Raw genomic sequence first — 21,152 nt, 5'->3', positions numbered from 1 at the left:
CGCCGGCAACCGCCCGGTAGCCGCCCCGGCCGAATTCGGAGCGCCTCAATAAACACAGCGAGCCGATCGAGGAGGGAAGCGAGCGGTGACCACTGCGTCGTACGTCCTGGAGCACACCGCGACGGACGAGCCCGCGGACGCGCTGAGCCGGCTGCGGGAGGTGGCCCGCTCTGGGTCGCTCGCCGAGCGGTACGGGTCGGTGGCCCCGCTGCTCGCCGAGATCGCCGCCGGACCGGACCCGCTGACCGACCTGGCCCGCGCCGGGCGGCTGCTGTCCCGGGTGGACGCGGACGAGGCGCTGCGCCACGGCCCGGGGCTCGGCCGGATCAGGGCGGCGGTGGCCGGCCACTCCACGGTCGCCGCGGTCGTACCATCGCTGACCGCCGAGCTGGCGCGGCACCGGCTGGTGCTCGACGCCGAGCTCGGCGACTTCGACGGCTATCTGCGCGAGCTCGGTTCGCCCGACAGTCCCCTGTACGCGCCCGGCCTCGACCTGGCCCTGGTGATCCTCGACGCGCAGGTGGTCTTCGACGATCTGCCCGAGACGTGGCGGGTCGAGGACGTCGGGCTCGCCGCGCGCGAGACGCTGGCCCGCCTGGACGCGCTGGCCGGGCGGTACGCGCGTGAGGGTTCGGCGACGCTGGTGCTCAACACCGTGCCGTTGCAGCACACGCACACCCACCAGCTGATCGACCTCAAGTCGCGGGCCGCGCTCGGCGCGGCGTGGCGCTCGTTCAACGCGGGGCTGCTCGACCTGTCCGCGCGGCACGAGCGGGTGGTCGTGCTCGACCTCGACCCGCTGATCGCGGCCGGCGGCCCGGTCGGCGATCCGCGCACCGCCGTCTACGCCAAGGCGCACCTGGGCGACGAGCTCTTGGCCCGGTACGCGCGCGAGGTGTCCCACTTGGCGCGGGCGCTGCGCGGCATGTCCAAGAAGGTGCTCGCGGTCGACCTGGACAACACGCTGTGGGACGGCATTCTCGGCGACGACGGTCCCGAGGGCATCCACGCCGCCACCACATTCCGCGGCGAGGCGTTCGGCGGCTTCCAGCAGGTGGTCAAGCAGCTCGGCTCGCAGGGCGTGCTGCTCGCGGTCAGCAGCAAGAACGACCTGGAGCCGGTCCTGCGGGTGCTGCGTGAGCACCCTGACATGGTGCTGCGCGAGGAGGACTTCGCGCGGATCAACGCGAACTGGGACCCCAAGGACGCGAACCTGCGCGAGATCGCCGACCGGCTCGGCCTGGGTGCGGACGCGTTCGTGTTCGCCGACGACTCGGCGTTCGAGACCGAGCTGGTGGCGGCGAGCCTGCCCGCGGTGGCGGTGGTCCGGCTCGACGACGAGCCGGCCGAGCACATCGGGAAGCTGCTCGCGGACGGCTGGTTCGACGTGCTCGAACTCACCGCGGAGGACCGGGGCCGCACCGAGCAGTACCGCACCGAGGCCGCGCGGCGGGATCTGCAGGACGGCGCCGGCTCGTACGAGGAGTATCTGCGCCGACTCGACGTGCGGGTCGCCGTCTCGCCGGTCGGCGAGGGCGATGTGGCCCGGGTCTCCCAGATCACGCTGCGCGCCAACCAGTTCAACCTGACCACCCGGCGGCTCAGTCCCGCGGACGTGGCGTCGTGGACGCGCACGCCCGGAAACTACGCGCTCTGCATCAGGTCCGCCGACCGGTTCGGCGACAACGGGGTCGTGGGGGCGCTGTTCGCCAAGGCCGCGGACGACGGGCTGCGGATCGACAACATGCTGCTGAGCTGCCGCGTGTTCAGCCGCGGGATCGAGCAGGCGGCGGTCGCCGCGCTGCTCGCGCACGCCCGTGCGGCGGGCCTCGGCCCGGTCTGGGCCGAATATGAGCCTTCCGCGAAGAACCACCGGGTCCGCGACTTCTGGCCGTCGCTCGGCTTCGTCCCGGCCTTCCCGGCGACGCTCGGCCCCCGCTGCGGTGAGGCGGACGACGTGGAGGTGCTCGTCTTCCGGCACGATCTGGCCGAGCTGCCCGCGGTCCCCGGCCATCTGCGGCTCGAGGCGGATTTCCCAGAGTAGGCGGAGAGGGAGGGTAGGCGAGGCGGATGGAACCCACACGGCTGCGCAGCGCACGGCACCGTACGTGGCGCGTCCGGCTGCGCGGATACTCCAGGGCGCTGGTGGCCGGGCTGACCGGCCGCAGCCGGCCGCTCTCGCCGGAACTGGTCTCCCTGCTGCGCCAGAGCAGCCGCCCGCCCATGCTGCCGCCGGGCCATCCGGAGCGGATCACCTGGGGCGTGCCGCTGTCCGCCGAGGAGTCCACGTTGTGGTCCCAGCTGATCCGCGGGGGTCGTTGAAGAGCCCCGAACCGCGCCGCTGTCAAGGGGATTAAACCGCGCTGCTGTTGTTCGATTGACAACAGGGCGAATACAACCGCGCACCTCGGGCGCAAGACCGCCTTAAGTCACCGGATCCATTCTCATCAAAGTCCCGTCTCCCCGGCTGGGCGCATGCCCGCGGAAAAACGAGGTGAGAAAGCCATGCGCGCGAGCTTCCGCAGCTACACGGAACTCGTCCAGGCGCGTTGCGCCGAGAACGCGGCACGGGACGCCTTCGTCTACCTGAGCGACACGATCGCCGGGTCGGAGACCACGCGGCTGTCCTACGCAGAACTCGAATCCGCCGCGAAGGAGGTCGCCGCCTGGCTCCAGGAGCGCAAGGCGTCCGGCCGCCAGGTGCTCGTCCTGTTCCCCTCAGGCGTCGACTTCATCAAGGCCTTCCTCGGCTGCCTGTACGCCGGGGCCGTCGCCGTTCCCGCGCCGCTGCCCACAGAGCAGGGCCAGCACTTCAGCCGGGTCTCCGCGATCGTGCGCGACGCAGACGTCTGCGCCGTGCTCACCAACGCCGCCACCGAGGCCAAGGTGCGCATCTGGCTCGACGACGAGGGGCTGCCCCGGATCCCGGTGCTGGCCGCGGACACTCCCGGGTTCGCCGACGCGGACGCGTGGCGTGACCCCGGGCTGGAGCGCGACCGCCTCGCCTTCCTCCAGTACACCTCCGGCTCGACCAGCCGGCCCCGCGGCGTGATGGTCACCCACGGGAACCTGCTGGCGAATCAGGCCACGATCCAGCGCGCGACCGGGAGCACGAGCGACTCGCGGGTCGGCGGCTGGCTGCCCTTCTATCACGACATGGGCTTGATCGGGCATGTGCTGCACCCGCTCTACCTGGGCAGCTGCGGCGTGCTGATGTCGCCGATCTCCTTCCTCAAGCGCCCGGTCCGCTGGCTGCGCATGATCGACGAATACGGCATCGAAGTCGGTGGGGGCCCGAACTTCGCCTACGACCTGTGCGCCCGCCGGATCACCGACGAGCAGATGGCCGGCCTCGACCTGTCGCGCTGGACGGTGGCCTGCAACGGCGCCGAGCCGATCCGGGCCGAGACCCTCGACGCCTTCGCCGAGCGGTTCGCGCCGGCCGGGTTCCGAGCGGAGCAGTTCTTCCCCTGCTACGGCATGGCCGAGACGACGCTGCTGATCACCGGCAAGCCGCGGGGACGCGTCCCCGCGCGGCGCGCGGTGAACGCCGCCGCCCTCGAGCGCGGCGGCCTGACCGACGCCGGACCCGGCGTGCCGTCGCGCACGCTGGTCAGCAGCGGCGTGCTGAGCGAGGACTTCCAGGTGCGCATCGTCGACCCGGACGAGCTGGCCGAGGTGCCCGAGGGGCGGATCGGCGAGATCTGGGTCCGGGGCGACAGCGTGTGCGCCGGCTACTGGGAGAACTCTGAGGCGACCCGGGTCGCGTTCCGGGGCGCGCTGCGCCGGGACGAGGGGCCGGACGCTGTGTCAGAGAGCGCGGTGTCAGAGAGCGCGGTGCCAGATGACGCAGCGTCGGATGACGAGGGCTGGCTGCGCACCGGGGACCTCGGGGCGGTGCGCGACGGGGAGCTGTTCGTCACCGGGCGGCTCAAGGAGATGATCCTGATCAACGGCCGCAACCTCTACCCGCACGACATCGAGCGGGCGGTGCGCGAGGTGGACCCGGCGCTGGACGGCTCCGGCGCGGTGTTCAGCGTGGACACCGGCCGCGAGCAGCTGGTGATCGTGCACGAGGCGCGGGTGCGCGGCGCGGACGTGGATCCCATGGTGCTGGCCGCCCAGGTGCAGCGCATGGTCGGCCGCGAGTTCGCCGTGCCGGTCGAGAACGTGGTACTGGTGCGACCGGGCGGGGTGCACCGGACCACCAGCGGGAAGATCCGGCGGACCGTCATGCGCGAGCTGTTCCTGGCCGGGGGCGTCACCCCGGTGCACGCGGTGCTGAACCGAGACGTGGCCGCGCTGCTGCGGCCCGCACGCTCCCCCGGGCGCCGCTCGGCTCCGGAACCGGTGAGCTGAGATGGTCGGGCTGGACGGCGCGGGCCGGAACGGGGAGAAGCAGGGCCGGACGCGATACCGACTGGCCGAACGGGTCGAGGAGTATCTCGGCGATCCGGCGGACGCGGGCACGGTCTTCTCCTACGCCCGCTGCATCGCCCTGGACGAGCGCGAGGAGTTCCCGGCGGAGATCTGCCGCGGGCTCGACGCGTGGGGCGTGCCGGAGTACTACGTGCCGGCGCAGTTCGGCGGCCGGCTGGACGACTACGAGCAGATGGTCCAGCTGATGCGGGCGCTGGCCCGGCGCGACCTGACCGTCGCGATCGGCCACGGCAAGACGTACCTGGGCGCGGCCTGCGTGTGGGTGGCCGGCACGCGGGAGCAGGCCGAGCGGCTCGGCGCGCAGATCCGCGCGGGCCGGCTGGTCAGCCTCGGCCTGACCGAGCGCGGGCACGGCAGCGACCTGCTGGCCGGCGAGGTGGCCGGAGACCGGGACGGCGCGCACTACCGCGTCACCGGCGAGAAGTGGCTGATCAACAACGCCACGCGGGGCGACCTGCTGACGCTGCTCACGCGCACCGAGCCCGACGGCGGGCCGCGCGGATTCAGCGTCCTGCTGGTGGACAAGCGCGAGCTGGCCGCGGACAGCTACCGCTGCCTGGACAAGGTGCGCACCCACGGCATACGCGGCGCGGACATCAGCGGCATCTCCTTCGACGGGGCGCTCGTGTCCGGCGAGGCGCTCGTGGGGGCGCCCGGCAGCGGCCTGGAGACGGTGCTCAAGGCACTGCAACTGACCCGGATCCTGTGCTCGGCGCTGTCCCTGGGCGCCGGCGACCACGCGCTGACGCTCGCCCTCGACTTCGTCCGCGAGCGCGTCCTGTACGGGCACCGGCTCATCGAGCTGCCCAAGACCCGGGCGGCGCTGGCGGCGAGCGCCGCGGATCTGCTGATGGCCGAGGCGCTGGCGGTCACCGCCGCGCGCGCCGTGCACACCCTGACCGAGGAGCTGAGCGTGGTCTCGGCGGTGGTCAAGTACCTGGTCCCGACCGAGACCGACGCGCTGATCGCGCGGCTGTCGCGGCAGGTCGGCGCCCGGGCGTTCCTCAAGGAGGTCTACGCCCGCGGCATGATCCAGAAGATCGACCGGGACCACCGCGTGGTCGGGATCTTCGACGGGAACACCCAGGTCAATCTCAGCTCCCTGATCAGCCAGTTCGGCGTGCTGGGCCGGGCCTACGCCCGCGGCGGCGGGGACGCCGGGGGCGCGGCGGCGGCGTTCAGCTTGGGCGACGCGCTGCCCGCGTTCGCACCCGAGCGGCTGTCGCTGATCGCGCGGACCGGAAGCGGCGTGCTGGCCTCGCTGCCCGACTCCGTCGGCGTGCTGCGCGAGGCCGCGGCCCGCAGTGAGACCGGCGGCGGGGAGCCGGGGTCGCTGCCGGGGTCATTGCGTGGTGCGCTCGCGGCGGCGGAACTGCTGTGCGAATCCGCCGAGCGGGTCCACGCCGAGATCGCCGGGCGGCGCGACCCGGTGCCCGCGGCCGAGCCGCGGGCCTTCGAGCTGGCCCGCAAGTACGCCCTCTGCTTCGCGGGGGCGGCGTGCCTCGGGTTGTGGGCGCGCAACCGCGACGCGGAGGCGCAGGCCGGGGCCGGAACGGCGCGCCACCTGTGGCACGACGGCACCTGGCTGCACGCGGCGCTGGACCGGGTGCTCACCAAGCTCCGCGGGCCGCGGCGGGTTCCGGACACCGGGGCCGCGGCGGCCTACGAGCGACTTCTGAACCACCTGTGCGCGGCGCGCGACCGCGGCGAGCTGTTCTCGCTGCTGCCGCTCGCACTCGCCGGACCGACCACCGACCGTCGAGCGAGAGCCGGGGGCACACCATGTTGAGCGAGACCACGACCCAGACGACGACCGTTGTGGAGCCGGAGGCCGAGACCGCGCAGGAGGCGGCGGCGCAGGCCCGGGTCGAACAGCTCGAGCGGGGCTTCGGCGATCCCTACGACCCGGACAACCCGACCGGTGTGCACGCGCTGCTGGAGGCCGACGAGGCCGCCGAGATCAGCGAGGCCGGCGAGGCGCTGCTGGACGAGGTCGGGCTGAACGCGGACTTCGTGCCGGTGCAGCTCGGCGGCCGGCTCGACCGGCTCGACACGCTGGCGCGGGTGATGCGGTCGGTGTTCCGGCGCGACGTCACCCTGGGCCTCGGCTACGGCGCCACGTCCTTCATGGCCGCGATCGGCGTGTGGACTTCGGGTTCGCCGCGGCAGCAGCGGGAGCTGGCGGCCGCGCTGCTGCGCGGCGAGAAGGCGGCGGTCGCGTACCACGAGCTGGCGCACGGCAACGACTTCGTGCGCAACGAGTTCGCCGCCGAGCGCGCGCCGGGCGGCTTCCGGCTGCGCGGGGCGAAGGAAGTGATCAACAACGCCGACCGGGCCGAGGTGCTGAGCCTGTTCTGCCGCACCTCCCCGGTGCCCGGCAGCCGCAGCCACTCGGTGCTGATGGTGCGCCGCTCCGAGCTGGACCCGGCGCGGTGGCGCACGCTGCCCCGGTACACGGCGGTGGGCGTGCGCGGCTGCCACCTGGCCGGCCTGGAGTTCGACGACCACCCGGTGCCCGAGTCGGCGCTGGTCGGCGAGCCCGGGCAGGGGGTGGAGCTGGCGCTGCGCTCGTTCCAGGTGACCCGCAGCGCGGTGCCGGGCATGGCGATCGGCGCGGCCGACTCCGGGCTGCGCACCGCGGTGCGGTTCGCCGTGGGGCGGGAACTGTACCGCGGCGCGGTGATGCAGCTGCCGCAGGCCCGCATCACCCTGGCCGCGGCGTTCCTCGACCTGCTGATCTGCGACTGCCTGTCGCTGGCCGGGACCCGGGCGGTGCACCTGCTGCCGGAGGAGACCAGCGTGTACTCCGCGGCGGTCAAGTACCTGGTGCCGAAGATCCTCAACGAGGCGATGTACGAGCTGTCCATCGTCCTGGGGGCCCGGTTCTACGTGCGCGAGGGCGAGTTCGGGATCTTCCAGAAGCACGTGCGCGACCTGCCGGTGCTCTCGCTCGGCCACGCCGGCTCGGCGGCCTGTCAGGCCACGATCATCCCGCAGCTGTCCCGGCTGGCCCGCCGCTCCTGGTTCATCGACGGCCCGGCCCCGGCCGAGCTGTTCCGGCCGCGCGCCGACCTCCCGCTCGCGCCGGTCGACCGGCTCAGCCTCGCCAGTGGCCGGGACTCGCTCAGCGCGTCCCTGGTCGCGATGGTGGAGGACCTGCCCAGCTCCACGCCGACGGAGCGGGTGGTGCAGGGCTTCGCGCTGCGGATGATGGACGAGCTGCGGCAGCTTCAGGAGGAGGCGCTGGAGCTGTCCCCCAAGGACCGCACCGCGCTGGCGAGCCCGGCGAGCTTCGCGCTGGCGGACCGGTACACGGTGCTGCTGGCCGCGGCGGCCGTCCTCGGGGTCTGGTACGAGGCGAGGAACGGGGCCGACGCGTTCCTGGCGGACCCGTCGTGGACCGTCGAGGCGCTCTACCGGCTGGCCCGGCGGCTGGGCCAGAAGCTGCCCGAGGTGCCGCCCTCCTGCGCCGAGCGGGTGCAGGAAGAGGTGCTGCGCCGGTTCCGCGAGCAGCGCAGCTACGACCTCTACGACGCCCGCCTCACGGTTTGAGATAGGCACAGCTTTGAGATCGACACAGTTTGAGACCGGCACAGGTCGAGCCCGGCACGGCCCAGAATTCAACAGCTTGATACACCTCACCGGTGGACGCCGGCAGCCGCCGGAGCTCCGCTCCGGTTCGAGAAGCGAGGAGTCCCGACCATGAAGCTCCAGCCGCCCGCCCCGGCGACCGGCGCGCCCGCGGCTTCGGCCGATGCGCCAGCGCCCACCCTCGAATCGCTCACCGACTGGCTCATCGCGCGGGTCGCGGTGTACCTGCGGCGCGACCCGCGGGGGATCGACCCGGCCGAGCCGCTGGCCTCCTACGGCCTGGACTCGGTCGCCGCGCTGAGCCTCTGCGGCGACGTCGAGGAGGACTTCGACCTGGTCCTCGACCCGACCGCGGCCTGGGACTACCCGACCGCGGCGGCGTTCGCCGAGCACGTGCTCGACCGGTTGGGCGCAGTGGCCGGGCGGCACTGATGGGGCCGATCGCCATCGTCGGGATGGACTGCCGCTTCCCCGGCGCCGCGGATCCATCGGGCTTCTGGGATCTGCTGGTGCGCGGCGGGGACGCGATCGACGAGGTACCCGAGTACCGCTGGAACGCCCGGGACTTCTACCGGGCGGACGGGGAACGGGGTTTCAGCAACACCACGCGCGGCGGGTTCATCGCCGACGCGGACGCGTTCGACAACGAGTTCTTCACCATCTCCCCGCGCGAGGCCGCCGCGATGGACCCGCAGCAGCGGCTGCTGCTGCAGACCGCGTGGCGGGCGGTCGAGGACGCCGGCATCGCGCCGCAGCGGCTGGCCGGCACCGGGGCCGGGGTGTTCATCGGGATCATGGGCAACGAGTGGGCGCAGCTGTCCACCTTCGACTACGCCCGGATGACGACGCAGGCCGTCTCCGGCAACGGCTACTGCATGACGGCCAACCGGATCTCGTACCACCTCGATCTGAAGGGGCCGAGCATGGCGGTGGACACCGCGTGCTCGTCCTCGCTCGTCGCGGTGCACCTGGCCTGCAACGCGCTGCTGTCCGAGGAGTGCGACTACGCGCTGGCGGCGGGCGTCAACATCGCCGCGACCCCGGCGCTGAGCATCTTCTACACCCAGGCCGGGCTGTCCGCGCCGGACGGCCGCTGCAAGCCGTTCAGCGCCGAGGCGGACGGGATCGGCCGGGCCGAGGGCGTCGGCGTGCTCGTGCTGCGCCGGCTGGAGAACGCGCTGGCGGACGGCCAGCGGGTGTACGCGGTCATCCGCGGCACGGCGGTCAACCAGGACGGGCGCAGCAACGGGATCACCGCGCCGAACCGATGGTCGCAGCGGGACGTCATCGCGGCGGCCTGCCGGCGGGCCGGGGTGCACCCGCACGACGTGGACTTCCTCGAGGCGCACGGCACCGGCACCCGGCTCGGCGACCGGATCGAGGCGAACGCGCTCGGCGACCTGCACGGCGGCCGCGCCGGCAAGCCGCTGCCGATGGGCTCGGTCAAGGGCAACATCGGGCACGCCGAGGGCGCCTCCGGGATCGCCGCGCTGATCAAGGTCGCGCTCGCGCTGCACCACCGGTTCGTGCCGACCAGCCGCTTCGCGGTGCGCGAGGACCCGCAGCTGCGCCTGCCCGAGCGGGGCCTGCGGCTGATCAAGGCGCCGCTGCGGCTGCCGGCCGGCGGATCCGTGGCGGGGGTCAGCAGCTTCGGCCTCGGCGGCACGAACGCCCACGCGATCCTGGCCTCCGCCCCGGTCCCGACCCGGCCCGCCGCCACCCCGGCGGGCGCGGCCGAGACGGAGGAGGGCGTCGGCACCGGGGTCTTCACCCTGACCGCGCCCTCGCCGAGCGGGCTGCGCACCAACCTGCTCGCCCAGGCGGCCGCCGCGGACCGGCACCGCGGGCCGATCGGCGGCCTGTGCTGGGCCAGCAACGAGGTCAAGACCGGCCACCGGTACCGGTACGCGGTGCCCGCGCGGGACGCGCAGGAGCTGGCCGCGGCGCTGCGGGCGGCCGCCGAGGACCCGTCGCTGCTCGCCTCAGGCACCGCGCGGCCGAAGAACCGCCCGTGCGTCGGCTTCCTGTTCGGCGGTCAGGGCACGCAGTTCCCGGGCATGACCGCCGGGCTGCTGCGGGACGCCCCGCTGTATCGCAGGCATCTGCGGCAGGTGGACGAGGCGCTGCGGCCCTTCGTCGGCCGGTCCGTGCTCGACCTGATCGCCACCGCGGACCCGCGGATCGCGCAGGCCCGCTTCGCCCAGCCGGCCCTGTTCGTGGTCGGATACGCCCAAGCCGCCGTGTTCACCGAGCTTGGCGTCGAGCCGGCCCACCTGCTGGGCCACAGCCTCGGCGAGTATGCCGCCGCCTGCCTGGCCGGGGTCTTCCCGCTGGAGGGCGCGGCGCGCCTGGTGGCGGCCCGCGGCGTGCTGATGGACGAGCTGCCGGCGGTCGGCGGGATGCTCGCGGTGCGCGCCGCTGAAGCGGATCTGACCGCGCTGCTGGACGGCGAGCCCGCGGTCGTGGTGGGGGCGGTGAACGGACCCGCGGAGACCGTGCTGAGCGGACGCCGCGACGCGCTGGACCGCATCGCCGCCGAGCTGGCCAGCCGAGGCGTGCGCACTCGGCGGCTGGAGGTGCCGCACGCCGCACACTCCCCGCTGATGGAGCCGATCATCGAGCGTTTCACGGCGGTGGCCGAGCAGGTGGGCGGGGGCGTGCCGCGCCTGCCGGTCTACTCGACCGTGCGCGGCCGGCTGCTGGAGAACGAGCCGATGGACGCCGGCTACTGGGTCGACCACCTGCTGCGTCCGGTCCGCTTCGCCGAGGCGGCGGTGCGGCTGCTCGCCACCGGGCGGCCGACCGTGCTGGTCGAGCTCGGGGCCAAGCCGGTGCTCAGCCCGCAGATCCAGCGGGTCGGGCCGCGCCGGGTGCGCACGCTGCATCCGGTGCCGACCGCCGAGAGCGGCGGGCGGGCGCTGTCCGCGGTCGTCGCGGAGCTCTTCCGGCTGGGCGTCGACCCGGCGTGGCCCGCGCTGTACACGGCGGCGGAGCGCGCGCAGGGCCACCGGCTGGCCGCGTACAAGTTCTCCGACGTCGACCGCTACTGGGACCGCAAACCGGTCACCGCGGTGCGGCTCGACGCCGGCGACCAGCTCAGCGCGGACGCCGCCGAGTGGCGCGGCGACCGGGTCGAGGCGCAGTCCCCGCAGGCCGGCCGGGACCCGGACGACGACGAGGTCTGGTACACCGTGGTCGCGGCGATCTGCCAGGTCGGCGACTACGCGCCGGGGCGGATCTCGCACCGCTCCCGGTTCTACGAGGACCTCGGCTTCGACTCGCTGATGGCGATGCAGCTCAAGGATCTGATCGACGTCCGGCTGACCCCGGTGCGCGAGCTGACCACCCACGATCTGCTCACCGCCATGTCCACGGTCGGCGATCTGGCCGGGTACCTGCGGGCGCACTGCGCGCGGGCCGCGGGCCGGGCATCTGAAAACCGCGCACCCGAAGCGGTCTGACCGCGCCCGCCATCCGACCGAAAGGAGCGACGCGGTGGCAATGCCGGAGGTATACGTGGCGGGAATCGGCACCCGCCTGCCGGGGCCGCCGGTGGACAACGAGGCACTGGCCGGGGCGCTGGGCGTCAACCGGGAGTGGATCGAGCAGTTCATCGGCACCAGGACGCGGCACTTCGCGCGCGACCCGCAGACCGGCGAGATCCGCTGGTCGCTGGCCGATCTGTGCGCGCAGGCCGCCGAACGGGCCCTCGGCGACTGCGCCGTGGACCCGGCGCGGATCGAGTTCGCCGTGCTGGCCACCGCGACGCCGGACGCCCTGATGCCGGCCACCGTCAACCTGGTCGCCGACCGGCTCGGCCTCAACCAGCTGCCCACCTACCAGCTGCAGTCCGGCTGCGCCGGCGCCGTGCAAGCCCTCGATGTCGCGCGAAGCCTCATCCAGTGCGGCCGGTACCGCACCGGGTTGGTCCTCGGCGGCGACGTCAGCACCAAGCACCTGGACGTCAGCCTCGGCCCGTCCGGGGCCGGCCCGGCGGAACTGGTGAACTACGTGCTCTTCGGCGACGGCGCGGGCGCCGCGGTGCTCAGCGCCGAGCCCGAGGGGCGCAGGCTCCTGCTGAGCCACGTGCTCAATCGGTTGATCGGCACCGGCCTTGACCCGGGCCAGACCGTGGAGTGGTTCGGTGCGGCCGACCGCGGCCGGGAAGACGGGCGGGCGGCCGTGGCGGAGGACTACAAGGCAGTGGAGCAGTTGGTGCCCACGCTGGCCGCGGAGATCGTCTGGGAGATGATCGACGACCTGGGCTGGGATGCCGGGCGCCTGGACTTCCTCCTGCCGCCGCAGCTGTCGGGGCGGATGACCGCGCGCATCGTCGAAGGGCTCGGCCTGCCGGGCGCCAAGGAGATCTCCTGTGTCGCGGACACCGGCAACACCGGCAACGCCCTACCTTTCTTCCAGCTCGAACGGCTCGCCGACGTGATCGCCCCGGGGCAGCGGGCGCTGGCCGCGGCCGTCGAGTCGAGCAAGTGGATCAAAGCCGGCTTCGCCCTTGAGGCGGTCTGACGCATGACGACCGGCGAGGAGTGGGCCGTGCGGCCCGGCGCGACAGGCGGCAGAGGGCTGGCGTCCGCGCCCGGCTTCGGCGAGCTGATCAGGATTTCCGGGCCGAACGGGGCGTGGGACCGGGTCGTCGACGATCTCAACACGTACGGTGCCGCTCTGCTGTACGCCCTGCTGCGCGACTGGCGGCCGGACCAGGCGGGGGCGCCGCGGCTGCGCGCGCTCCTCGGCCGCGACTGGGCCCGGTACCTGGAGCTGACGAACCCCGAGGTGCGGGCGCGGTACGCCGCATCGCGCGTGCTGCTCAAGTACGCCGCGGCCGCGGTCCTCAAGGTTCCAGCGCACGCCATCGAGCTCTGCTACGGCCCCACCGGACGCCCATACCTGCGCGGCTACGACGCCGTCGACATCAGCCTCAGCCACACCGACGAACTGCTGTTGATCGGGGTGACCACGCGCGGGGTCATCGGCGTGGACGCGGAGCGGGCCGACCGTCTGATGTACCAGCGCGGTCTCGGCAAGCACGTGTGCACCCCGCACGAGGCCCGCATGCTGGAGGAACTGCCGCCGGAGGACCGCAACGACAAGCTGATCCGGATCTGGACGCTCAAGGAGGCGTACAGCAAGGCGATCGGCCAAGGCATGCAGTTCCGCTTCACCGACTTCGGCTTCGCCGGCGCCTCCGGCCGCGCGACGCTCTTCCGCCCGGACGGCGAGGAGGGCACCGGGGCCGAGTGGGAGTTCCGCACCTACACCATCGGCGGCGAGTACGTGGTCAGCGCCGCGGTCGGCGACCGGGGCTTCGGCGGGACCGAGGACACGGCCGCGGACACCATGCTGGACCCCGGCTTGGTGGACGCGCTGACCGAGGCGCTGGGTGCTGACGATCCGTATGCGGACGACTCCGGAGACGACTGGTGACCCGCCCGCCGCGACCAGCCCGGACGCCAGAGACGGCACCCAGCGTGACCTTGGTCGGAGCTTGGACGAGACTTGACAGCCCTCTGCGAGTATCGGTGCAGAGCCATGGGGAGGCTCCTGCACCGCCGGCCCACACGTCCTACGGGCGGACTAGGAAAAGCGGTCTGTCGTCAACGGGCGTGAACGTCGCTGTCGGTCAGGGCTTCTCCGGCGTGGAACCGTGCGAAGGAGACGCCTTGTCGACCGATACCTCCGCTAAGGAGTACGCGCGCCTGCCGAGGGCGCGCCAGCCCGAGTTGCTCGCGCCCGCCGCGGCGCCGCCCGGGCTGGGCCATCACTTGCTGCACCGGCCCGGCAGCGCGGAGAGCGTCATGCTCGGCACCGCCGCGCCGGTCGCCCAGGAGTTCACCCTCTCCGCCCGGCTCCCGGAGCACCATCCGCTGTTCAACGACGGGCCCGGGATCTTCCACGACCTGCACTACCCGATCGAGGCGATGCGCGAGTCGGTCCTGTTCGTCGCGCACCAGTACTTCCGGGTGCCGGCGTCGCGGCCGGTGGTGCTGGCCTCCACCGAGGCGGTGGCCACCGATCTGGAGGCCTGGCGGCGCGGGACCGAGCCCTCGTACATCTCGGTGGACATGATCCTGCACCCGGTCGACGTGATCAACGGCGTGCCGCGCGGGCTGACCTGCGAGGCGCGGCTGTCGATCGACGGGGTGCGGTGCGGTGACGCGAAGGCGCGCACCGTGTTCCTGATGCCGAAGGTCTACCACAACCACCGGGCCCGCGGGCGGGCGGCCAGCCGCGGCAACGGCGTCAACGGCTATTCCGTCCCGGCGGTCGACGACCGGCCGTCGGCGGAGGCGGTCGGCCGCTCCGACCCGCGCAACGTCGTCATCGGCACGCCGGTGCCAGACGACAGCGGGCGGCTGCGCGTCCAGGTCGTGGCGCAGCCCGCGCACCCGGTGTTCACCGCGAGCGCCACCGACCACGTGCCCTCGACCGTGCTGCTCGAGGCATCCCGCCAGCTGGCCATACTCGCGGCCGGGGAGCTGCACGGCTTCTCGGCCTCGTCCTGCGCGCTGGGCGGCTGGGCCGCCCGGTTCCAGGGCTTCGCAGAGATCGATCTTCCGCTCATGTGCACCCTGCGCGCCGAGGAACTCCGCCGGGACGCCGCCGGACGCCGGGTCTTCCCGGTCGCCCTGACGTTCTCGCAGGGCGCCCGCGAGCTGGCGACCGTGACGGTGGAGGTAATTCAGGACTATTAACCCCAGACTGCCGACAGGCGAGGGGGAGGGCAAAGTGAGATTTCACATTCTCGGACCGGTTGCGATGGAACCGCGGACACCGACCGCCGCGAAGGTGCGTGTGGTGCTGGCGGTGCTGTTGGCGCGTGCGAACGAGACCGTCTCCACCGAGTGCCTGATCGACGAGCTGTGGGACAACGCGCCACCACGCACAGCAGGGACGACACTTCAGGTGTACGTCTCGCAGCTACGGCGGCTGCTCGCGGAGGGCGATCCGCCGGCCGGACCGCTCGGCCAGCGTCTGTTCACCGTGCCCCCGGGGTACATGCTGCGGGCGAAGGACGACGAGATCGACCTCATCCAGTTCGAGTCCCTGCATCAGCGCGGTAAAGCCGCATATGAGAGCGGCAATTTCGCCGAGGCGGCGACGCTTCTGCGCGAGGGGCTCGGCCTATGGACAGGCGCGGCGCTTTCGGGGATCCCGCACGGCTACACGCTTTCGAGCACGGCCGTGCGTCTCGAGGAGCTGCGGATGTCCGCGCTGGAGCAGCGCATCACCGCGGACTTGCGCCTGGGCCGGCACAAGGAGCTCACCGGCGAGCTCATGGCCCTGATCACCGAGCATCCGTTGCGCGAGACGCTGTACGCGCACCTGATGGTCGCCCTCTTCCGTTCAGGCCGCCAGTCCGACGCGCTGCGCACGTTCGCCAAGGCCCGCGGCGCGCTGGTCGAGGACCTGGGCATCGAGCCGGGCCCCGGCCTGCGCACCCTGCACGAGCGGATTCTGCGCTCCGACCCGAACCTGGCCTGGCGCGAGCCCGGCACCGCCCGGGCCGAGCCGGCCGCCCCGGTCGCCTCGCCGCCGCCCGCCCTGCCGGACTTCGTCGGCCGGGACGACGCGATGGCGGCGGCGCTGCGCGCGATCCCCGACGCGAAGGGCCGCTCGACCACCCGGGCCCTGGTGATCAGCGGCCCGACCGGGGTCGGCAAGACCGCCTTCGCGGTCAAGCTCGCCTGGCGCGCCGCCGACCGGTTCCCGCACGGCAGCGTGCTGGTCCACCTGCGCGACGCGCACGGCGCGCCGCTCGACGGCCGCGAGGCGATGGCCAAGCTGGCCAACCGGCTCGAGCAGACGCCCGCGGCCGCGGACGAGGACCCGACCGACCGGCTGCACCGCCTGGTGCGCCAGCGCCGGCTGATGGTGATCCTCGACGACGTCGCGTCCGAGGAGCAGGTGCGGCCGCTGCTCGCGGCGATCCCCGCCACGTTCGCCGTCATCACCTCGCGGCGGCCGCTGGCCGGGCTCGACGGGGTGCGCCACCAGGTGCTGGACGTGCTGAAGCCGGGTGAGGCCGAGCTGCTGCTGCGGGAGATCGCCGGGCCGCAGTTCGACGACGACCCGGCCGCCGCCCTCGACATCGCCCGGCTGTGCGGGTACCTGCCGCTCGGGCTGCGTGCCGCGGGCGCCGGGCTGGCCGCCCGGCCGCACTGGACCGCCGCGATGCTGGCCCAGCGGCTCGAGGACGAGACCACCGGCCTGGCCGAGCTGGTCGCCGGCGACCTGGACGTGCGCGCCAGCCTGCTGGTCGGCTACCGGGACGCGGACCCGGCGCAGCGCCGGGCGTTCCGGATGCTCGCGCTGGCGCCGCTGGCCGGTTTCAGCCTGTGGACCGCGACGGCGCTGCTGGGCACGACGCCCGGCGAGACCGAGCGGATGCTCGAACAGCTGGTGCAGTCGTACCTGGTCGAGGCGCGCCCGGGACAGAAGGACCAGGCTCCGCGCTACGGCTACCACCGGCTGATGCGGGCGCTGGCGCTGGATCTGCTCGCCGCGCAGGAGCCGGCCGAGACGGTGTCGGCGATCGAGCGGCTGTCCGAGGCCTGTCTCGCCGTGTCCCGGCGTGCCGACGCCCGCCTCACCCCCGGCCGGATCCAATACGGGCTCGACGACGCGTCGGTCGACCCGCGCAGCCTCGGGCAGGCCGGCGAGGCGGCGGAAGCGAACGCGGTGGAGTGGTTCCAGGCCGAGAGCCCGGTGCTCGTGGACACCGTCCGCCGAGCGCACGGCGCGGGGCTCTGGCCACAGGTATGGAAGATCACTGAGCGTCTGTCCGGGTATGTCGAGACGCGCGCGGCGTGGGACGACTGGGCCGTGACGCACGAGCTGGCCTTGGAGGCGGCCCGCCGCGACGGCGACGCCGCGGCCGAGGCGGAGGTGCTGCGGTCGCTGGGCACCCTGGCCTGGCAGCAGCAGCGGTGCCGGCAGGCCGTGCGGTACTTCGAGGACGCCCGCACGCTGTTCCTCTCCGCGGTCGAGCCGGTGGGCGCGGCCCGGTGCCTGATCGGCGTGGGCGACGTCACCCTCAGCGAGGGCGAGTCGGCGCGCGCCGGGAAGGTGTACGGGGACGCGCTGGAGGAGTGCGCGGCGGCCGGGGACGACCGTGGGCTGGCGGACGCGCTGCGCGGCCTGGCCGTGGTCGAACTCCAGTCCGGTCGGGCCGAGCCGGCGCTGGAAGCGTTCACCGCGTTCGGCGACCGGGCCGACCGGCTCGGCGACCACCGCTGGAGCCAGTTCGCCCGGCGCACCAAGGCGTGGGTGCTCGAGCACGCGGGCCAGTGGTCCGACGTGCAGGCCCCGTGGGTGCCGGCCGCTGTGGAGGCCCGCCCGGGCATCTGGGTGGTCGGCGGGGACGTCGACTGACGCAGGCCGCCGGCCGGGACCACCGGCAAGAAGCGCTTTAGCGGCCGCACGGATCGTCGTCCTGTCCGGCCCGATCAGAAGGGAGGGGCCGTGGCAGAGCCCGAAGAGACAGACGTCTGCGTCGCCGGCGGCGGCCCGGCCGGCCTGCTGCTGGGCCTCGAACTGGCCAAGCGGGGCCGCCGGGTGACGGTCGTCGAGCAGAAGAACGGCTTCGAGCGCTCGTTCCGCGGCGAGGCGATCTCGCCGGACGCGGTGTGGCTGCTCGACCGGCTCGGCCTGCTGGACCGGCTGCGCGAGGAGAGCCTGGTCACCCGCCGGGTCGAGATCCGCGACGCCGGGAAGGTGGTGCTGAGCACCGACTTCTCGACCGCGGCTTGGCCGAGCAAGTATCCGCGCGAGATCCCGCAGCCGCCGCTGCTGTCCGCGATCCACGAGCAGGCGGTCGCGCTGCCCGGATTCAGGCTGTTGAGCGGGCGGACGGTGACAGACCTTCTGCGCGACGACGGCGGACGCGTGATCGGGGTGCGCTGCGCGGGCGAGCAGGACGGGCCCGCTCAGGTCCGCGCGGCGCTGACGGTGGCCGCCGACGGGAGATACAGCAAGCTGCGCGAGATGGCAGCGCTCGCCGCCGCGAAAGTGCCGCTTGAACGGGACTTCATCTGGTTCAAGGTGCCGCGGCCGGACTTCTGGGACGGGCAGGCGTACCAGGTGCGTTTGCTGCGCGGCGCGCACGGCGTGTTCATCCCCACCGTGCCCGACCAGCTGCGTGTCGGTCTCAATATCCTGAAAGGCGAGCTGCGTACGCTGCGCAGCCAGGGCATCGGCGCCCTGCACACCCGGGTCGCCGAGCTCGCCCCGGAACTCGCCGAGACGGTGCACACGTACCTGCCCGACTGGTCCGGCACGTCCGCGCTTGAGATCTTCAGCACCACCGTGCCCGCCTGGTCGGCCCCGGGACTGGTGCTCATCGGCGACGCGGCGCACACCCTGACGCCGATCCTCGGGCTTGGCGTGCATCACGCGCTGCTCGACGCTGTGGTGCTCGCCCCGCTGGTCGCAGACGCCTTCAACGCGGCCGACGTCGCTCAAGCCCTCGACGCGGCGAGCCGTGAGTTCCAGCGGCGGCGCGAGCCGTCGGTCGAGTTCTCCCGCGGGTTGCAGCTGCGCCAGGAGAAGGCTTTCGCGCTGTCCAGCCCGGTCGCGGTCGCCGCGCGCCGCTCGGTGTACCGGGTGATCAACCGGTCCGACCGGGTGCGTCGCCGCCTCATGACAGGCATCTACTACAGCCTCCAGCACGCGGTGCTCTCCGGCGGACAGCGGCTCGACCTGCTGCCCCCGGCGGACGCCACCCAGCGACCAGCCGAAAGCGCGCAGGTGCGACCTTGACCGACCAAACCACTGCCGGTGTGACCGACGTGACCGCAGCCGCCAGCGTTCCGGCGTATCCCTTCCACCGGCCGTCCGCCCTCGACCCGAGCCCCGACTACGCCCGGCTACGCGCGACCTGCCCGGTCGCGTCGGTGACGATGCCCAGCGGCGACCAGGGCTACCTGGTCTGCACCTACGACGAAGTGCGCACAGTACTCTCCGACCCGCGCTTCAGCCGCGCGGCCACCCTGGAGCCCGGCGCCCCCCGGCTCGGCAAGGCGCCGCAGCGGTTCAAGAGCCTGCTCAACATGGACCCGCCGGAGCACAGCCGGGTGCGCCGGCTGGTCTCGCGGGAGTTCACCGCGCGGCGGGTCGCCGCGCTGCGGCCGCGGATCCAGGAGCGGACCGACGAACTGTTGGACGCGATGGAGCAGGCCGGTCCCCCGGTCGACCTGGTGCCGCAGTTCGCCTTCCCGCTGCCGGTGGCCATCATCTGCGAGCTGTTGGGCGTGCCGGCGGCGGACCGCGAGCTGTTCTCCGGCTGGTCCGCCGCGTTCCTCTCGACCAGCGAGTTGCCCGCCGTCGAGGTGCTCGCCGCGCAGGCCGCGCTGCGGGAGTACATGACCGGGCTGGTGGCGGGTAAGCGCGCCAACCCCGCCGAGGACTTGTTGTCCGCGCTGGTGGGCGTGCACGACCAGGATGACGGCAGCCTGGACGAGGAAGAACTCGTATTCCTGGGTGTCAGCCTCCTGGTCGCCGGGCACGAGACCACCGCGAATCAGTTGTCGAACTGCGTGTTCGCGCTGCTGACCAGGCATCGGGAACTGCGCGGGCTGCTGAGCGCGCCGGACACGGCACAACGTGCGGTCGAGGAGCTGACGCGGCTTTACCCGCCGGGCGACGAGGCTCTGCTGCGGATCGCCGTCGAGGACGTGATGCTCGGCGACACCCTCGTTCCGGCGGGCTCGGCGGTACTTCCGTCGCTCGGCTCCGCCAACCGGGACGAGGACCGGTTCGACGGGGCGGACGAGCCGCGGCCGGACCGTCCGGCAAACCCGCATCTGACGTACGGTCACGGTGCCCACTACTGCGTCGGTTCCGCGCTCGCCCGCGCGGAGCTGGACATCGCGCTGACGTCGTTGTTCGCCCGGTTCCCCGAGTTGCGCGCGGTCGACGCCGGGGCGTCGGCACCGCGCGCGGCCGGGCGCCTCGTGCACGGGGTCGCCTCGCTGCCGGTGGCCTGGTGAGAGAGGGAGCTGACCATGCAGATCTCTGAGATCAAGAGCTTCGGTCTCCTGCACGCGCAGGCGCAGGAGATCCCGGTGCGCCGGTACCACGCGCTGTGCGCCGACATCGTCGACGACGGTGAGGGCCCGGGTTCTTGGGTGGCGCAGTGGTCGAATGCGGCCGCGCAGTTCGCGGCGGTCGGCCGCGACCTGGACGCCTGCCGGTACTACAACCTCGCCCGATTCCCTTACCCCGACAGCCCGGCGAAGCAGGCGGCGCTGCGCAAGTGCGTCGACGCCTTCACCCGGTGGGCGCTGGCCCAGCGCGACCTTGAGCCGCTGACAGTCGACACGCCGCAGGGCCCGGTGCGCTGCTGGGCCGCCGGGCTAAGCGCCGACCGGCCGCGGCCGCTGGTGCTGGCGATGGGCGGGATCGTGAGTATCAAGGAGCAGTGGGCCCCACTGCTCACCAAGCTTCCAGCGCTCGGCCTGGCCGGGCTGGTCGCCGAGATGCCCGGTGTCGGCGAGAACGCCCAGCAGTACACCGCGGAGAGCTGGAAGACGGTGAGCGCGCTGCTCGACGCGGTCGCCGACCGTGCCGACGCGGAGCGGACGTTCGCGCTCGCCCTGAGCTTCAGCGGCCACCTGGCGCTGCGCTGCGCCGTGAACGACCCGCGGATCCGCGGCATCGCGACGGTCGGGGCGCCGGTGCGGCACCTGTTCACCGACCCGGCGGCGTACCGCGCCATGCCGCAGATCACCCGCGCCACGCTGACCCACCTGACCGGGTTGGACGAATCCGAACTCGTAGACAGCTTGCCCGCGTGGGCGCTCAGCGACGATGAACTGCGCGCGCTGGACATCCCGGTGTACTACGTGGCCAGCCGCCGGGACGAGATTATCCCGGCCGCGGACCCGCGGCTGCTCGCCGAGTCGGTGCGCGGCGCCGACGTCCTCGAGTTCGACGACGTGCACGGCGCGCCGAACCATGCGGCGCTGCTGAGGATGTGGATCATCCGCTCCATGCTGAGCACGCAGGGGACCAACGCCCGGGTGCTGCGCATCGCGAACACCGCACTCGCGGTGCTGCGGGCGCGCGAAGCCGTCGGCGGGTTCCTCAGCAGTCTCCCGCCGAGG

At 73.1% G+C, this 21,152-nt stretch carries 14 protein-coding genes; all 14 read left to right on the top strand.

Annotated elements, in window-relative coordinates; translation table 11 throughout:
* The first annotated feature begins 85 nt into the window (after positions 1–85).
* On the top strand, positions 86–2,044 hold the full coding sequence (locus tag VGZ32_RS10225; protein ID WP_326885673.1) for an HAD-IIIC family phosphatase: 1,959 nt from the start codon (positions 86–88) through the stop codon (positions 2,042–2,044).
* A 26-nt stretch (positions 2,045–2,070) separates the two neighbouring features.
* Complete coding sequence (locus tag VGZ32_RS10220) at positions 2,071–2,322, top strand: DUF6059 family protein (protein WP_326885672.1); 252 nt, start codon at positions 2,071–2,073, stop codon at positions 2,320–2,322.
* A 183-nt stretch (positions 2,323–2,505) separates the two neighbouring features.
* Complete coding sequence (locus VGZ32_RS10215) at positions 2,506–4,359, top strand: fatty acyl-AMP ligase (RefSeq protein WP_326885671.1); 1,854 nt, start codon at positions 2,506–2,508, stop codon at positions 4,357–4,359.
* A 1-nt stretch (position 4,360) separates the two neighbouring features.
* Complete coding sequence (locus tag VGZ32_RS10210) at positions 4,361–6,229, top strand: acyl-CoA dehydrogenase family protein (RefSeq protein ID WP_326885670.1); 1,869 nt, start codon at positions 4,361–4,363, stop codon at positions 6,227–6,229.
* Entirely contained in the window at positions 6,223–7,992 is a 1,770-nt protein-coding gene (locus VGZ32_RS10205; protein ID WP_326885669.1) for an acyl-CoA dehydrogenase family protein, read from the top strand. The genes VGZ32_RS10210 and VGZ32_RS10205 overlap by 7 nt, the downstream gene beginning before the upstream one ends.
* Positions 7,993–8,142: 150 nt before the next feature.
* On the top strand, positions 8,143–8,463 hold the full coding sequence (locus tag VGZ32_RS10200) for an acyl carrier protein (RefSeq protein ID WP_326885668.1): 321 nt from the start codon (positions 8,143–8,145) through the stop codon (positions 8,461–8,463).
* Positions 8,463–11,492 (top strand): type I polyketide synthase, encoded by a 3,030-nt coding sequence (locus tag VGZ32_RS10195; RefSeq protein ID WP_326885667.1) that lies wholly within the window; start codon positions 8,463–8,465, stop codon positions 11,490–11,492. The genes VGZ32_RS10200 and VGZ32_RS10195 overlap by 1 nt, the downstream gene beginning before the upstream one ends.
* Before the next feature lie 40 nt (positions 11,493–11,532).
* Positions 11,533–12,555, top strand: coding sequence for a 3-oxoacyl-ACP synthase III family protein (locus tag VGZ32_RS10190; RefSeq protein ID WP_326885721.1), 1,023 nt, complete (start codon positions 11,533–11,535; stop codon positions 12,553–12,555).
* An 87-nt stretch (positions 12,556–12,642) separates the two neighbouring features.
* Positions 12,643–13,473 (top strand): 4'-phosphopantetheinyl transferase family protein, encoded by an 831-nt coding sequence (locus VGZ32_RS10185; protein ID WP_349263555.1) that lies wholly within the window; start codon positions 12,643–12,645, stop codon positions 13,471–13,473.
* Between the two features lie 236 nt (positions 13,474–13,709).
* Positions 13,710–14,741 (top strand): AfsA-related hotdog domain-containing protein, encoded by a 1,032-nt coding sequence (locus VGZ32_RS10180; protein WP_326885665.1) that lies wholly within the window; start codon positions 13,710–13,712, stop codon positions 14,739–14,741.
* Positions 14,742–14,805: 64 nt separating this feature from the next.
* Entirely contained in the window at positions 14,806–17,421 is a 2,616-nt protein-coding gene (locus tag VGZ32_RS10175; protein WP_326885664.1) for an AfsR/SARP family transcriptional regulator, read from the top strand.
* Positions 17,422–17,511: 90 nt separating this feature from the next.
* A complete protein-coding gene (locus VGZ32_RS10170) occupies positions 17,512–18,807 on the top strand; it encodes an FAD-dependent monooxygenase (RefSeq protein WP_326885663.1) in 1,296 nt (431 codons plus the stop codon).
* The gene (locus tag VGZ32_RS10165; RefSeq protein WP_326885661.1) at positions 18,804–20,036 is read left to right on the top strand and encodes a cytochrome P450; all 1,233 of its coding nucleotides are present in this window, start codon (positions 18,804–18,806) and stop codon (positions 20,034–20,036) included. Before VGZ32_RS10170 ends, VGZ32_RS10165 begins: the two co-directional genes overlap by 4 nt.
* A gap of 15 nt (positions 20,037–20,051) precedes the next feature.
* Positions 20,052–21,152, top strand: a 1,101-nt coding sequence (locus tag VGZ32_RS10160) for an alpha/beta hydrolase (protein WP_326885660.1), incomplete at its 3' end; no start/stop codon positions are given.

The organism is Actinocrinis sp., from assembly GCF_035938995.1.
In the GTDB taxonomy this organism is placed as follows: domain Bacteria; phylum Actinomycetota; class Actinomycetes; order Streptomycetales; family Catenulisporaceae; genus DASZGI01.
The sequence above is the reverse complement of the archived record's forward strand: the minus strand, read 5'-3'. Positions and strand labels throughout refer to the sequence as shown.

What these genes read in the sequence shown, in the direction of transcription:
- VGZ32_RS10205 (WP_326885669.1), top strand. Translation starts at nt 6,223, where the DNA reads ATGTTGAGCGAGACCACGACCCAGACGACGACCGTTGTGGAGCCGGAG.
- VGZ32_RS10200 (WP_326885668.1), top strand. Translation starts at nt 8,143, where the DNA reads ATGAAGCTCCAGCCGCCCGCCCCGGCGACCGGCGCGCCCGCGGCTTCG.
- VGZ32_RS10220 (WP_326885672.1), top strand. Translation starts at nt 2,071, where the DNA reads ATGGAACCCACACGGCTGCGCAGCGCACGGCACCGTACGTGGCGCGTC.
- VGZ32_RS10215 (WP_326885671.1), top strand. Translation starts at nt 2,506, where the DNA reads ATGCGCGCGAGCTTCCGCAGCTACACGGAACTCGTCCAGGCGCGTTGC.
- VGZ32_RS10190 (WP_326885721.1), top strand. Translation starts at nt 11,533, where the DNA reads ATGCCGGAGGTATACGTGGCGGGAATCGGCACCCGCCTGCCGGGGCCG.
- VGZ32_RS10175 (WP_326885664.1), top strand. Translation starts at nt 14,806, where the DNA reads ATGGAACCGCGGACACCGACCGCCGCGAAGGTGCGTGTGGTGCTGGCG.
- VGZ32_RS10210 (WP_326885670.1), top strand. Translation starts at nt 4,361, where the DNA reads ATGGTCGGGCTGGACGGCGCGGGCCGGAACGGGGAGAAGCAGGGCCGG.
- VGZ32_RS10195 (WP_326885667.1), top strand. Translation starts at nt 8,463, where the DNA reads ATGGGGCCGATCGCCATCGTCGGGATGGACTGCCGCTTCCCCGGCGCC.